The sequence below is a fragment of the Thauera sp. 27 genome (assembly GCF_000310125.2).
Classification (GTDB): domain Bacteria; phylum Pseudomonadota; class Gammaproteobacteria; order Burkholderiales; family Rhodocyclaceae; genus Thauera; species Thauera mechernichensis.
On the sequence record NZ_AMXB01000027.1, the window covers coordinates 52,846 to 65,986 of the forward strand.

12 protein-coding genes are annotated in these 13,141 nt (G+C 67.6%); 5 read left to right on the forward strand and 7 right to left on the reverse strand.

Going from position 1 to position 13,141, the window contains the following annotated elements; translation table 11 throughout:
- Nucleotides 1-16 precede the first annotated feature (16 nt).
- Complete coding sequence (gene htpG / locus B447_RS14680) at nucleotides 17-1,960, forward strand: molecular chaperone HtpG (RefSeq protein WP_002941918.1); 1,944 nt, start codon at nucleotides 17-19, stop codon at nucleotides 1,958-1,960.
- 58 nt (nucleotides 1,961-2,018) lie between these two features.
- Here the strand turns inward: htpG and B447_RS14685 are convergent, their stop codons facing one another.
- On the reverse strand, nucleotides 2,019-3,569 hold the full coding sequence (locus B447_RS14685; RefSeq protein WP_002941920.1) for a chloride channel protein: 1,551 nt from the start codon (nucleotides 3,567-3,569) through the stop codon (nucleotides 2,019-2,021).
- Between the two features lie 201 nt (nucleotides 3,570-3,770).
- Between B447_RS14685 and B447_RS14690 the strand changes: the two genes are divergently transcribed.
- Nucleotides 3,771-4,232, forward strand: a complete 462-nt coding sequence (locus B447_RS14690) for a MarR family winged helix-turn-helix transcriptional regulator (protein WP_002941926.1) — start codon at nucleotides 3,771-3,773, stop codon at nucleotides 4,230-4,232.
- A gap of 157 nt (nucleotides 4,233-4,389) precedes the next feature.
- Here B447_RS14690 and B447_RS14695 read toward each other — a convergent pair whose 3' ends face one another.
- From B447_RS14695 to B447_RS14705, 3 genes are read right to left on the reverse strand one after another with little or no spacing between them, the layout of a single operon-like run.
- Nucleotides 4,390-5,568: a vWA domain-containing protein gene (locus B447_RS14695; protein ID WP_002941933.1), complete on the reverse strand. Its 1,179-nt coding sequence runs from the start codon at nucleotides 5,566-5,568 to the stop codon at nucleotides 4,390-4,392.
- A gap of 23 nt (nucleotides 5,569-5,591) precedes the next feature.
- Nucleotides 5,592-6,962: an EAL and HDOD domain-containing protein gene (locus tag B447_RS14700; protein ID WP_002930132.1), complete on the reverse strand. Its 1,371-nt coding sequence runs from the start codon at nucleotides 6,960-6,962 to the stop codon at nucleotides 5,592-5,594.
- Nucleotides 6,963-6,973: 11 nt separating this feature from the next.
- A complete protein-coding gene (locus tag B447_RS14705; protein ID WP_002941945.1) occupies nucleotides 6,974-7,825 on the reverse strand; it encodes an AAA family ATPase in 852 nt (283 codons plus the stop codon).
- A 115-nt stretch (nucleotides 7,826-7,940) separates the two neighbouring features.
- Between B447_RS14705 and B447_RS14710 the strand changes: the two genes are divergently transcribed.
- Nucleotides 7,941-8,990 carry an RNA methyltransferase gene (locus B447_RS14710; protein WP_002941949.1) on the forward strand — a complete coding sequence of 350 codons (1,050 nt, stop codon included), beginning with the start codon at nucleotides 7,941-7,943 and terminating at the stop codon, nucleotides 8,988-8,990.
- Nucleotides 8,991-9,244: 254 nt separating this feature from the next.
- Here B447_RS14710 and B447_RS14715 read toward each other — a convergent pair whose 3' ends face one another.
- From B447_RS14715 to B447_RS14725, 3 genes are read right to left on the reverse strand one after another with little or no spacing between them, the layout of a single operon-like run.
- Complete coding sequence (locus B447_RS14715) at nucleotides 9,245-9,721, reverse strand: DUF411 domain-containing protein (RefSeq protein ID WP_002941952.1); 477 nt, start codon at nucleotides 9,719-9,721, stop codon at nucleotides 9,245-9,247.
- The gene (locus tag B447_RS14720; RefSeq protein ID WP_002941956.1) at nucleotides 9,718-11,205 is read right to left on the reverse strand and encodes a heavy metal sensor histidine kinase; all 1,488 of its coding nucleotides are present in this window, start codon (nucleotides 11,203-11,205) and stop codon (nucleotides 9,718-9,720) included. The genes B447_RS14715 and B447_RS14720 overlap by 4 nt, the downstream gene beginning before the upstream one ends.
- A complete protein-coding gene (locus tag B447_RS14725; RefSeq protein ID WP_002941960.1) occupies nucleotides 11,202-11,882 on the reverse strand; it encodes a heavy metal response regulator transcription factor in 681 nt (226 codons plus the stop codon). Before B447_RS14725 ends, B447_RS14720 begins: the two co-directional genes overlap by 4 nt.
- 160 nt (nucleotides 11,883-12,042) lie before the next feature.
- Between B447_RS14725 and B447_RS14730 the strand changes: the two genes are divergently transcribed.
- Nucleotides 12,043-12,450 carry a copper-binding protein gene (locus tag B447_RS14730; RefSeq protein WP_002941964.1) on the forward strand — a complete coding sequence of 136 codons (408 nt, stop codon included), beginning with the start codon at nucleotides 12,043-12,045 and terminating at the stop codon, nucleotides 12,448-12,450.
- A 22-nt stretch (nucleotides 12,451-12,472) separates the two neighbouring features.
- The coding region (locus tag B447_RS14735; protein ID WP_002941966.1) for a TolC family protein at nucleotides 12,473-13,141 on the forward strand (669 nt) is incomplete at its 3' end.

Genomic DNA, 13,141 nt, shown 5'->3' on the forward strand with positions numbered 1-13,141 from the left:
ACGGAGCCGCAGTCACATGTCCGAAGTACAGAACCCGAACAACGCGTCGTCCCAGACCCTGAACTTCCAGGCCGAGGTGAAGCAGCTGCTTCACCTGATGATCCACTCGCTGTATTCCAATCGCGAGATCTTCCTGCGTGAGCTGGTCTCGAACGCATCCGATGCCTGCGACAAGCTGCGTTTCGAAGCCCTCGACAACGGCAGCCTGTACGAAAACGACGCCGAGCTGAAGATCCGCATCGGCTTCGATGCCGAGGCCAGGACCATCACCATCGCCGACAACGGCATCGGCATGAGCCGCGACGAAGCCATTGCCCACCTCGGCACCATCGCCAAGTCCGGTACGCGCGAGTTCTTCGGCCAGCTCACCGGCGACCAGAAGAAGGACGCCAACCTCATTGGCCAGTTCGGCGTCGGCTTCTACTCCGCCTTCCTCGTCGCCGATCGCGTCACCGTGCTCACCCGTCGCGCCGGCCTGGCTGCCGGCGAGGGTGTGAGGTGGGAATGCTCGATGGCCGGCGATGAAGCTGGCGCCTACACCGTGGCGCAGGTCGACAAGGCCGGCCGCGGCACCGAGATCACCCTGCATCTGCGCGAAGGCCAGGAAGACCTGCTGTCGTCGTGGAAGCTCAAGAGCCTGGTCCGCAAGTACTCCGATCACATCGTGCAGCCGATCGTGATGAAGAAGGAGGAGTGGAACGACGAGCAGAAGAAACAGGTGCTCACGGACGAGGACGAGACCGTCAACCAGGCCAACGCCCTGTGGGCCCGGGCCAAGAACGACATCACGGATGACGAGTACAAGGCCTTCTACAAGCACGTTGCGCACGACTTCGACGAGCCGCTGGCGTGGACCCACTCGCGCGTCGAGGGCCGCCATGAATACACCAACCTGCTCTACATCCCGAAGAACGCGCCCTTCGACCTGTGGGACCGCAACGCCAAGCACGGCATCAAGCTGTACGTGAAGCGCGTCTTCATCATGGACGACGCCGAGAAGCTGATGCCGACCTACCTGCGCTTCGTGCGCGGCGTGGTCGATTCGGCCGACCTGCCGCTCAACGTGTCGCGCGAGATCCTGCAGGAGTCGAAGGACATCGACACCATCCGCTCGGGCTGCACGAAGAAGGTGCTGTCGATGCTGGAAGGTCTGGCCAACAGCGAGGAGGCTGCCGACAAGGAGAAGTACGCCGACTTCTGGAAGGCCTTCGGCAAGGTGCTGAAGGAGGGCGTGGGCGAGGACTTCGCCAACAAGGAGAAGATCGCCGGCCTGCTGCGCTTCGCCTCGACCCAGCTCGACACGGCGGACGAGGTCGTCTCGCTGGCCGACTACATCGGCCGCATGAAGGAAGGCCAGGACAAGATCTACTTCGTCACTGCCGAGACCTTCAACGCCGCGAAGAACAGCCCGCATCTCGAGGTCTTCCGCAAGAAGGGCATCGAGGTGCTGCTGCTGTCGGACCGCGTCGATGAGTGGGTGACCGGCAACCTCACCGAGTTCGACGGCAAGCCGCTGGTCTCTGTCGCCAAGGGCGGCCTGGACCTGGGTGCGCTGGAGGACGAGGCCGAGAAGAAGGAAGCCGAGAAGGCCGCCGACGAGTACAAGGAACTGCTCGACAAGATGAAGGCGAGCCTGGGCGAACGCGTGAAGGACGTGAAGGTGACCCTGCGCCTGACCGATTCGCCCGCCTGCCTGGTGGCCGACGAGCACGATCTGGGCATGAACCTCGCCCGCATCCTCAAGGCCGCGGGCCAGAACGCGCCGGTCTCCAAGCCCATCCTCGAGATCAACCCGAGCCATCCGGCGGTGCTGCGCCTGAAGTACGAGGACAAGCACTTCGACGACTGGGCAGCGGTGCTGTTCGACCAGGCTCTGCTGGCCGAGGGCGGCACGCTCGACGACCCGGCGACCTTCGTCAAGCGCATCAACCAGCTGATGATGGCGATGAGCGGCAGCTAAAGCGGGCCCGTACCGGCGCTGCGGGTCAGGCCGCCGGCTTTACGGGAGGGGGTGTCCGTCAGGGCGCCCCCTCCTTGTTCCTGGCGGTCGAGGGCATGTCCTGCATGTTGCCCGCAGTCTCGGCATTGGCTGCGCCCAAGGGAGAGGTGGGCGCCTCCTGCGTAGCCGGGGCCGCTGGGGACTCGGCTGTCGAGGGCGCAGCGGTGTCTGGTACGGGGGGCTGGACCCGTCCTTCCGCCCGCCGCAGCCAGGGGTAGGCGAGTGCATGGTAGAGCGGGACCGGGGCGACCGAGCGCGATACGCCATGCGCCACCACCGCCGTCGCCATCAGCGGCAGCAGCATCTGGTGGTTGGCCGTCATCTCCATGACGATCACGAAGGAGGTGATCGGCGTCTGTGTCATGGCAGCAAGAAAGGCCACCATGCCCAGGACCAGGATGGCCGGGTCGGGTTCGCCGGGCAGCAGCATGGCGATGTCCGATCCCAATCCGGCGCCCACGGCGAGCGCGGGTGCGAATACGCCGCCCGGGATGCGCGACACGAAAGCCAGCCAGATCACCGCCATCTTCATCAGCATGAAGGCCATCGGCAGCGCGGCGCTGCCTTCGAGCGCAGCCTTGGATTCGGCATAGCCCGTGCCGTAGGTCAGGCCGCCGCTGGCGACGCCGATCAGGCCGGTGAGCAGGCCGCAGAACGCGGCAAAGCGCACCGGCTGCGTCTGCGCGATGACGCCCACTCGCCCGGGCAGGCCGCGCGCCGAGGCGATCAGCACGCGTGAGAAGCCGCCGCCGAGCAGGCCGCCGACCACGCCGCACAGCAGCACCGGCCAGATGCCGTCGGGCCAGCCGATCGTGGCCAGGGTGCGGCCGAAGTAGGTGTAGTTGCCAAGCACGGCCAGTGACATCAGACCGGCGAAGATGACCGCGGTGAGCGTGGTGCTGTTGGCGCGGAAGGCACGGTAGCGGCACATCTCCTCGATTGCGAACATGATGCCGCCGAGCGGGGTGTTGAAGGCCGCGGCCACGCCTGCGCCGCTGCCGGCGACGATGAGGTCGCGGCTCGACGCGATGCGCCGGTGCCGCTTTCGGCTCGCCAGCATGTGCATGATCGAGGCACCGATCTGGATCGAGGGGCCTTCGCGCCCGATCGAAGCGCCCGACAGCAGGCCGCCCAGCGTCAGGAATACCTTTGCGATCGCGATGCGCAGCGACAGCAGCTGCTTGCGTACCCGCCCGTCGTCGGAGAGGGAGGCGGCGATGGCCTGTGGGATGCCGCTGCCTTCCGTCCCGGGAAAGAAACGCCGTGATACCCAGGCGAGCGCAGCAAAGCCTGCTGGCGCGACGATCAGGCTCAGCCAGGGGCGCTCGCGCATCACGCCGGCGTGGGCCTCGATGGCAAGCTCGGCACCGATCGCGAAGGCGATTGCGAGCAGCCCCGCGAACAAGGCGGCGCCAACCAGCAGCAGGCGGACACGCCAGCGGCGCAGCGAGAGCCAGGGCAGGGCGTAGCGGCGACCGCCGCGTAACAGCCGGCTCAGGCTCCAGCGAGTTCGGGTCGGCGTATCGAGTTTCGGGTCGGGGCTCATGAGGGCTCTGTTGCGGTACAGCATGGCGCCGTTCCGGAGGGGCGCTGACGACTGAACCGGGCTCGTTGCGTGCATGCTGCACATGCGAAAGGTGAACGATACCGTTACCATAGACGCCGTGGCAGGCAATGATGTTTTTTTGACAATGAAGCTTTGAGCAAATATAGTCCGAGCGAGATTCAGACAGTGGAAAACCAAGCAAGAGCAAGCAAGCCGGCCGCGCCGGTGACCCCGCTTTCGGTGCTGCAGCGTTTCAGGATCCTGATCCGCACGGCGCAGCGCCACTCCCAGTGGATCGAGCGCCAGAGCGGAGTGACAGGGGCGCAGCTATGGGCTCTGCAGGAACTCAAGGAGTCAGCCGGCCTGCGGGTGGGCGAACTCGCCAACCGCATGGCGCTGCATCAATCGACCACGTCCAACATGGTCGATCGGCTCGAGACTGCGGGCTTGCTTCGCAAGGAGCGCACCACTGTCGACCAGCGCGTCGTCCGTCTCTACCTTACCGACGAGGGCCAGGCACTGCTGGCGCGGGCGCCATCTCCGGCGCGCGGGGTTTTGCCCGAGGCCTTGCGGCTGATGGATGAGGCGGGCCTGGAGAGCCTTCAAAGCGAGCTCGACAAGCTGCTGCGCCAGATCAAGAATCTTGACGAAGGCTTTGGCATGCAGCCCTTGCCCTTCACCGAATGAGCGATGTTCCGCCTGGCACGGTCGGAACGTCCCGACCGTGTCTTACACACAGTGTTTCTTGCACTTGTGCGGACAGCAGCTTGAGCGGCCGACAGGCCGCTCTTTTTTTTCGGCCGCCCGGCATTGTGGCGTGCCAGGGCACCGCATCCGGATGCCCCTAGTGCTTTCTTGACAGCCCCTGCATGGCGCGCGCCAGGCCATCGAGCGTCATCGGGTACATGCGTCCGCCAACGATCTGGTGGATCAGCTCGATCGACTTGCGGTAGGGCCACAGGCGTTCCGGTTCCGGGTTGAGCCAGGCCGCTGCCGGGTAGGCGTCGAGCAGCCGCCGCAGCCAGGTGGCGCCCGGCTCGGCGTTCATGTGCTCGACCGAGCCATGCGGATGCAGGATCTCGTAGGGGCTCATGGTGGCATCACCGACGAAGATGAGCTTGTAGTCCGGCCCGTACTTGTGGATGACGTCGAGTAGCGGTGTGCGCTCGGCGTGCCGGCGGCGGTTGTCGCGCCAGACACCCTCGTAGACGCAGTTGTGGAAGTAGAAGTACTCGAGGTGCTTGAACTCGAGCCGGCAGGCCGAGAACAGCTCCTCGCAGATCTTGACGTGGTCGTCCATCGAGCCGCCAACGTCGAGGAAGAGCAGCACCTTGACCGCGTTGTGGCGCTCTGGCCGCATCATCAGGTCCAGCCAGCCGGCGTTGCGTGCGGTGGCGGCGATCGTGCCGTCGAGGTCGAGCTCCTCGGACGCGCCCTGGCGGGCGAAGCGGCGCAGCCGGCGCAGGGCAACCTTGATGTTGCGGGTGCCCAGTTCCACCGAGTCGTCCAGGTTGCGGAACTCGCGCTTGTCCCACACCTTGACCGCCGTGCGGTTACCCGCCGATTCGCCTCCGACGCGAATGCCTTCCGGGTGGGTGCCGTTGTTGCCGAAGGGCGAACTGCCGCCGGTGCCGATCCATTTGTTGCCGCCCTGGTGGCGTCCCTTTTGCTCCTGCAGGCGCTTGCGGAACTCGTCCATCAGCTTGTCCCAGCCGAGCTTTTCCAGCTGTGCGCGCTCCTCGGGGCTGAGGTGCTTGCGTGCCATTGCCCGCAGCCACTCCTCAGGCAGGTCCGCATCGAGGCCGGGGAGCTCGGTGACCCCCTTGAAGTACTCGCCAAAGGCTCGGTCGAAGCGGTCGTAGAGCGCTTCGTCCTTCACCAGGCAGGTGCGTGCAAAGTGGTAGAAGTCGTCGATGGAGGGGCCGCACACGTGCGCCTTCATCCCCTCGAGCACGGTCAGGAACTCGCGCGTCGACACCGGCAGCTTGCGTGCCTTCAGGTGCAGGAAAAAATCGATCAGCATCGGCAGCTCCGCTGGCGTGGGCCTCAGTCCTGTATCTGCATCGCCCAGGACAGGGCCTGCATGTGGCACTCCGTGGCCTGCTCGGGCGAGATGCCGCAGCGCTCGGCGGCTTCGGCCAGGCCGTCGCCCTGGGTTCGCTCGCAGGCGATGGCGAGCTGGAGCAGGTCGTGAAGAGGGCCCCCCTTGCCGCGGACGGCAGCATCGATGTCGGCGCTGAGGGCCAGCGGCGCCAGCGCCTTGTCGAGCGGAACCTGCAGGATCACGTCGATGAGCGACAGCAGGCCGACGAGGAACAGGGCGTCACGCTCGGCGCTCGGGTGCGCGGCGGCGAGCAGTTCCATCATGCGGCCGCGGACGAGCGCCGTCTCCAGCGCCGCGCCGCCGCGCTCGCTTTCGGTTGCCGTGCTGCAGACGAGCAGGATCAGCCAGCGGTAGAGCTTTTCGCGGCCGAGCAGCGCGAGCGCGTTCTCGATCGAGGACACGCTTTGCGGCAGCGCATTGGCAGCCGAGTTGATGTAGCGCAGCAGGCGCAGCGACAGGGCAGCGTCCTGCTTGAGCAGCTCGGCCAGCTCGTGGGTATCGGCGTCGGCGCGCAGGCGGGCGATCAGGGTGCCGATGCGCAGTGTGCTGGGGCCGAGTTCGCGCTCGGTCCAGTCCTCGCGGCGGGTGATGAAGGGGCCCTGGAACAGGCTCGCGCCGAGCTTGAAGCTGAACCGGAACTCCTCGATCGAGGGCAGTTCGCGCACCAGCAGGCGCGCGTTGGGCGCAACCTCGAGGGCGATGTTGCTCAGCTGCAGGCCACGGCGGGCATCCAGGCCCTGCGCATGGGCGATGATGAAGTCGGCCCAGGGCAGCAGGCCGTTGAATTCGGTGACGACGTTGGGGTCGTGCAAGCCAAGCCTGAAGCCGCGTTTGCGCAGGTCCTCGACCGTGCGCCGCAGGCTGTCGAAATCCGGGGCGCCTGCGTCGGGCAGTGCGGTGGGAATGAGGACCACGTTCGCCGCCGGCAGGTGCGCGAGGCAGGGGGCGGTGAGGAAGGAGTCCGGTACGTCGATGAAGGCGATGCGGTGCCCGAGGAGTTCGCCGATATCGGCGTTGATCAGGTTGCGCACCAGCACTTCGGCATAGACGTGGTGCACCCGCCGGTTGCTGTGGCGGATGCGCGCCCGCGTGCCCTCCTGCAGCATGAACTGGTAGCCGGCGATGCGCTGGTTGCGCCCGAGGACGGCTTCGCGGCACAGGAAGGTGACGATGCCGTCGGCGCTCAGGTCGGGGGTTGTCGCGCGCAGCGGGGCGTCGCGGTTGAGCTTGTCGAACCCGTCCGTCGCCGTGCGTAGCGGGGCCGCCGACGGTTTGCCGCGGCCGAACAGCCAGGCGAGCAGTGCCTTGAACATGGTGGGTTCGCTCAGCGGTTGTGGCGTGCCATGAATACCAGGCGCTCGAACAGGTGCATGTCCTGTTCGTTCTTGAGCAGGGCGCCGTGCAGGGGCGGGATGACCGCCTTGTTGTCCGTGCTGCGCAGGGCCTCGGGCGGGATGTCCTCGGCGACCAGCAGCTTGAGCCAGTCGATCAGTTCGGACGTGGAGGGCTTCTTCTTCAGCCCGGGGACGTCGCGCAGGCCGAAGAAGACTTCGAGCGCCTCGGTGAGCAGCTCCTTGCGGATTGCCGGGAAATGCACATCGACGATGCGCTGCATGGTGTCGCGATCGGGGAAGCGGATGTAGTGGAAGAAGCAGCGGCGCAGGAAGGCGTCGGGCAGTTCCTTCTCATTGTTCGAGGTGATGAACACGATCGGCCGGTGGCGGGCCTGGATGGTCTGGCGCGTCTCGTAGACATGGAACTCCATGCGGTCGAGTTCGCGCAGCAGGTCGTTCGGGAATTCGATGTCGGCCTTGTCGATCTCGTCGATCAGCACCACGGTCGGGCGCTCGGCCTCGAAGGCCTGCCACAGCACACCCTTGACGATGTAGTTGGAGATGTCGCGGACGCGGTCGTCACCGAGCTGCGAGTCACGCAGGCGCGACACCGCGTCATACTCATAGAGGCCTTGCTGGGCCTTGGTGGTGGACTTGATGTGCCACTGCAGCAAGGGCAGGCCAAGGGCATCGGCGACCTCTTCTGCGAGCATGGTCTTGCCAGTGCCGGGCTCGCCCTTGATCAGCAGTGGGCGTTGCAGGCGGATGGCGGCGTTGACCGCGAGCATGAGGTCGGGCGTGGCGACGTAGTCGCGGGTGCCTTCGAAGCGCAGATCGGACATGCATGATTCCTCGTGTCGAATGGCATTGATTATACGGCCGGAGTGCGGGGCACTGGCCTCGCGAATCCGCCCGCGTGCAGGCAGAGCCGCCGCTGCAGTGCTAGCATCGCGCGCCATGAACATCGACGCCATCCGCCTGCGCCTGCGTACGCTCGGTGCGCGCCCCAGTCACGAAGGCCGCCTGCTGCGCGCCTGGCTGCAGGGGCGCGCGCTCGATGCCGGCCCGCATACCGACTCGAACCGCTTTCCCAAGGCCTTGCAGGCCGCCTTGTCCGCGCTCGAAGCGGAGCTGATCGCGCTCGCCCGCGTGCGCTCCGAGCACCCCGGCGAGGACGGCACCCGCCTGCTGGTCGAACTTGCCGACGGTCAGACGGTGGAGAGCGTGCTGCTGCCGCGCGACGGCCTGTGCGTGTCCACCCAGCTCGGCTGCGCAGTAGGCTGTGTGTTCTGCATGACCGGCAAGGATGGCCTGCTGCGCCAGCTCGGCAGCGCCGAGATCGTCGCCCAGGTGGCACTGGCGCGCCGCCAGCGCCGGGTGCACAAGGTGGTGTTCATGGGCATGGGCGAGCCGGCGCACAACCTGGACGCGGTGGCTGAAGCGATCGAACTGCTCGGCACCGAGGGTGCCATCCCGCACAAGAACCTGGTGCTGTCGACCGTCGGCGACATGCGTGTGTTCGAGCGCTTGCCGCAGATGCAGGTCAAGCCTGCACTCGCGCTGTCGCTGCACACCACCAAGGCGGCGCTGCGCGCGCAGCTGCTGCCGCGCGCACCGCGCATCGACCCTGGCGAACTGGTCGAGCTCGGCGAAGCCTGGGCGCGCGCCACCGGCTACCCTATCCAGTACCAATGGACGCTGATCGAAGGTGTCAATGACGGCGAGGACGAGATCGAAGGCATCGCACGCCTGCTTGCCGGCAAGTACGCGGTGATGAACATGATCCCCTTCAACACTGTCGACGGCCTCGCCTATCGCCGCCCGGATGCCGAGCGTGCCGCCGCCATCGCACGCAGCCTGCACCGCCGCGGCATCCTCACCAAGCTGCGCCAGTCTGCCGGGCAGGACGTCGATGCCGGTTGCGGTCAGCTGCGCGCACGCGAAAGCAAGCTGGCATTCGTGCGCAGGGAAGAGAAGCGCGCCGTTCGAGGGCAGCTGTCCGGTTGACGCGCGCTCGCGCCGCCCCCCGTGGGAGCGGCGCCAGCCGCGAGGGGTTGAAGGCGGCGAGGTGTGTCGCAAGCTCCGAAAAGCTCGCGGCTGGCGCCGCTCCTACAGCGGGCGACGTGCGTGACGGTTTCCCGTAGGAGCGGCGCCAGCCGCGAGGGGTTGAAGGCGATCGGGGTGGGTGCGGGGTGACAAGCTCGCGGTTGGCCCCGCTCCTACCCTGAAGCGCGGCGTGTGGGCGCCACCGGTGGTTGGGCTCAGTGGCTGGCGAACACCGCTGTCCTGCCTTCGGCGTCGAAACTGACCACGTCGTAGCGCTCGGCCGGGTAGGGGCCTTCCATGCCGGGCGAGCCGAGCGGCATGCCGGGTGCCGAGAGGCCGGCGATGGCAGGCTTGTCGGTGAGCATGCGGCGCACGTCGGCTGCAGGCACGTGGCCCTCGACCACATAGCCGCCCACCGTGGCCGTGTGGCAGGAACCCAGCGCCTGCGGCACGCCGGCCTCGTGCTTGATCTGGCCCATCTGGCTGGTGGCCACTTCCTTGACCCTGAAGCCGTGCTCGCGCATGTGCTCGGCCCACTTGCCGCAGCAGCCGCAGTTGGGGTCCTTGAACATGACGACTTCGTCCCCGGCTGCGAAGGCCGGGACGACAGTGGCGAGGCTGAGCAGGCCGGCGGCGATGAGGCTGCGAAGGCCCGGTACGGGCGATGGGGTCGATGGGGTGGATGGTTTCATGGTGCAGACTCCAGTGTGGATCCATGGGGCGCGGCGGTATGCCGCGCTGCGCTGAGGTCGGCCGGCAGGCGCAGGGTGAAGGTGGTGGTGCCGCGCGCCGTGCCTGCTGCCATTGCGCTGCCCGCCCAGATGCGGCCGCCGTGCGCGTGCACGATCGAACGCGTGATCGCGAGGCCGAGACCGGCGCCTTCGCCATGGCTGCGGCGGTCGGCGCTGCCGCGGTGGAAGCGGTCGAAGATGCGCTCGATCTGTTCGGGGGGGATCGGTTCGCCGTCGTTGTCGATGCGGACCTCCGCCTCGCCGCCGTCGTGCCGCAGTCCGATGCGGATGTTGCCGCCCGCCGGCGTATGGCGCAGCGCGTTCGACAGCAGGTTGGAGAGCGCCCGGCGCAGCATCAGGCGGTCGCCGCGCACGCTCGCCGTACCCTCGACTACGATGCGCACCCCCTGCGCCTCGGCGAGTGCGTCGTAGAACTCGATCAGCGCCGTGGCCTCGTCGGCGAGTGCGACGGCTTCGCTCGCACCTGGCAGGCGGCCATCCTCGGCCTGAGCGAGGAAGAGCATGTCGGCGACCATGCGTGCGATGCGCTCGAACTCTTCCATGTTGGAGGCCAGCACCTCGCGGTATTCGTCTGTGCTGCGGCTGCGTGTCAGCGCGACCTGGGTCTGCGTCATCAGGTTCGACACCGGCGTGCGCAGCTCGTGGGCGATGTCGGCAGAGAAGTCCGACAGGCGGCGGAAGGACGCTTCCAGGCGCGCCAGCATGCCGTTGAAGGCTTCGACCAGCTCGCGCACTTCGGCGGGGGCGTCCTCCTCGATCAGGCGCTCGTCTAGACGCTGGGCCGACAGCTGGCGGGCGGTGGCGCTGACTCGGCGCAGCGGCGCCAGGCCGCGGTGAGCTGCAAGCCAGCCGAGCAGGGCGGCGGTGATGGCGGCGAGCGAGATGCCCAGCCACAGGCCGCGGCGCAATTCGTCGAGGAAGTGGATGTGGTGCGAGACGTCGAGTGCCACCAGCGCCGTCATGTCCGCAGCACCGTCGCTGCTGCCGGCGTGTCCTTCCAGGCCCGCCTGCAGCGTGATGCGTTCGGCGCGGCCGATGACCTGGTGGGCCCCTTGTGTCCACGGGACACTGCTGGCAGGCAAGTCCTTGCCGACAAGCTGGGCGGGCGTGAAGAAGTCTGGCTGGATTGCATGCAATACGCGACCCTCCGCGTCGAGCAACAGCACCGCCACCATGTCGTGTCCGGCGAAGGCGTCGTCAAGACGCGACAGGCGTTCGGCCAGCGGTAGCAGGACATCTGCGCCCTGCAGCAGGTTGGCGACCAGGGTGAGCTTTCCCACCAGCTCATGGTCGTCCAGCTCCTGAAAGTGGTGCTCTACCGCACGGCCGATGACGACACCGACCGTGATCAGCAGGCACGCCGTCAGCGCCGCGAACAGCAGCGCGAGGCGGGCGGTCAGCGACAGGCCGGGTGGCAGCCTCATGCTTCCTCCGCCGCCTCCAGCACGTAACCCATACCGCGCACGGTGCGGATGAGCTTGGGCTCGAAGGGCTCGTCCACCTTGGCACGCAGCCGGCGTACCGCGACCTCGATGACGTTGGTGTCGCTGTCGAAGTTCATGTCCCACACCTGGGAGGCGATCAGCGAGCGCGGCAGCACCTCGCCCTGGCGGCGCAGCAGCAGCTCGAGCAGGGCGAACTCCTTGGCGGTGAGCTCGATGCGCTGGCCGGCCCGGCTGACGCGGCGACGCAGCAGGTCGAGCTCGAGGTCGGCGGCGCGCAGCAACTCGGGCTCCTTGTTGCGGCTGCGGCGCAGCAGGGTGCGCACACGCGCGAGCAGCTCGGAGAACGCGAAAGGCTTCATCAGGTAGTCGTCGGCGCCGAGTTCGAGCCCGCGCACGCGGTCTTCCACCTGGTCGCGCGCGGTCAGGAACAGCACCGGCATCTCGCGCCCGCTGCGACGCAGGGTCTGCAGCACGCCCCAGCCGTCCAGCGTGGGCAGCATGACGTCGAGCACGACCAGGTCGTAGTCGCCATTCAGCCCCAGGTGCAGGCCGTCCAGCCCGTCGCGGGCGAGATCGACGACGAAGCCGGCCTCGGCCAGGCCCTGGCGCAGGTAGTCGCCGGTCTTCGGTTCGTCTTCGACGATGAGGATCTTCATGGCGGGCATTGTGCCTCGCGCGATCGCGACAGGGGAAAGCTGACAGGAATGTAATGCTCCCGTCAGCCTGGTGTCGGCTGGCGCTACCCATACTGCACCGAAGCCCCGCAGTGGCGGGCGCGCCGGCGTGTGCCGGTACGACACGACAAGGAGAGCGACGATGCAGACCAAGCCGGCAACGATTCACACCACAACACTCACCCGAGCCTCCATCGCGACCCTGGCTGCGGGCGCCATCATTGCGCTGTGGCTCGCGTCAGCACCGGTACAGGCCCAGCAAGGGCATGACGCCCACCATGGCCACGGCGCCCCGGCAGCGGCGAAAGATGCGGATGCAGCCCAGTTCGCGCCCTCCGAAGGCGAGGTCAAGCGCCTCGACAAGGCCGGCAAAAGAGTGACGATCGCCCATGGCCCGCTCGAGAACCTCGGCATGCCGCCGATGACCATGGCCTTCGAGGTCGAGGACGCTGCGGTGGTCGATGCGCTCAAGGTCGGCGATCGCATCCGCTTCATCGCTGGCAAGGAAGGGCGCCGCTACACCGCGCGCGACGTCGAGGTCGTGCAGTAAGCACACGGCACAGGAAGATCCAATGAGCGTCTTCATGCGCCTGGCGAGCGTATTTGCCTGCCTCGCCACCAGCGGCGTCGCGCTTGCCCAGTCGATTGCGCCGGGTGCGGACGTCGACAGCCTGCTCGCGCTCGCCCGCCAGGACAACCCGGCCTTTGCCGCCGAGGGTTTCGAGACCGATGCGGCGCGCGAGCGGGTGGGCGCGGCGGGGGCGCTGCCCGACCCGCGCTTCACGCTCGAGCTGATGGACGTCACCAACACCATGAGCGGGGGCTCGACTTCGGTGCTCCCGGGCCAGGTTGGCGAGACCCGCTACCGCATCGTCCAGCCCCTGCCGGGCTGGGGCAAGCGCGCGCTCGAGACCGAGGCCGCCGTGGCCAGCGCCGCGCAGGCCGAAGCCGCACGCGATGGCGCCTGGCGCACGCTGGAAGCCGCCGTGCGCTCGGCCTGGCTGCGCTACTACCAGACCGAGCGCGAACTGCAGTTCAGCCGTGAGCAGCAGGGCTTGCTGAGCGGCATCGAGGCGGCGGCGCTCGCGCGCTACCGCAGCGGCGAGGGCAGCCAGCAGGATGTGCTGCAGGCCCAGCGCGAGGCGAGCGCCCAGCGCCTGGGCGTGCTCGCCATCGAGCAGCGCCGCCAGGCCGCGGTCGCCGCGCTCAATGCCCTGCTCGGGCGTGCGCCCGATGCGCCG

Excerpts from the sequence above, each read along its gene's own strand:
- htpG (WP_002941918.1), top strand. The coding sequence starts at position 17 with ATGTCCGAAGTACAGAACCCGAACAACGCGTCGTCCCAGACCCTGAAC.
- B447_RS14685 (WP_002941920.1), bottom strand. The coding sequence starts at position 3,569 with ATGCTGTACCGCAACAGAGCCCTCATGAGCCCCGACCCGAAACTCGAT.
- B447_RS14695 (WP_002941933.1), bottom strand. The coding sequence starts at position 5,568 with ATGCTGATCGATTTTTTCCTGCACCTGAAGGCACGCAAGCTGCCGGTG.
- B447_RS14700 (WP_002930132.1), bottom strand. The coding sequence starts at position 6,962 with ATGTTCAAGGCACTGCTCGCCTGGCTGTTCGGCCGCGGCAAACCGTCG.
- B447_RS14705 (WP_002941945.1), bottom strand. The coding sequence starts at position 7,825 with ATGTCCGATCTGCGCTTCGAAGGCACCCGCGACTACGTCGCCACGCCC.
- B447_RS14710 (WP_002941949.1), top strand. The coding sequence starts at position 7,941 with ATGAACATCGACGCCATCCGCCTGCGCCTGCGTACGCTCGGTGCGCGC.
- B447_RS14715 (WP_002941952.1), bottom strand. The coding sequence starts at position 9,721 with ATGAAACCATCCACCCCATCGACCCCATCGCCCGTACCGGGCCTTCGC.
- B447_RS14720 (WP_002941956.1), bottom strand. The coding sequence starts at position 11,205 with ATGAGGCTGCCACCCGGCCTGTCGCTGACCGCCCGCCTCGCGCTGCTG.
- B447_RS14725 (WP_002941960.1), bottom strand. The coding sequence starts at position 11,882 with ATGAAGATCCTCATCGTCGAAGACGAACCGAAGACCGGCGACTACCTG.
- B447_RS14730 (WP_002941964.1), top strand. The coding sequence starts at position 12,043 with ATGCAGACCAAGCCGGCAACGATTCACACCACAACACTCACCCGAGCC.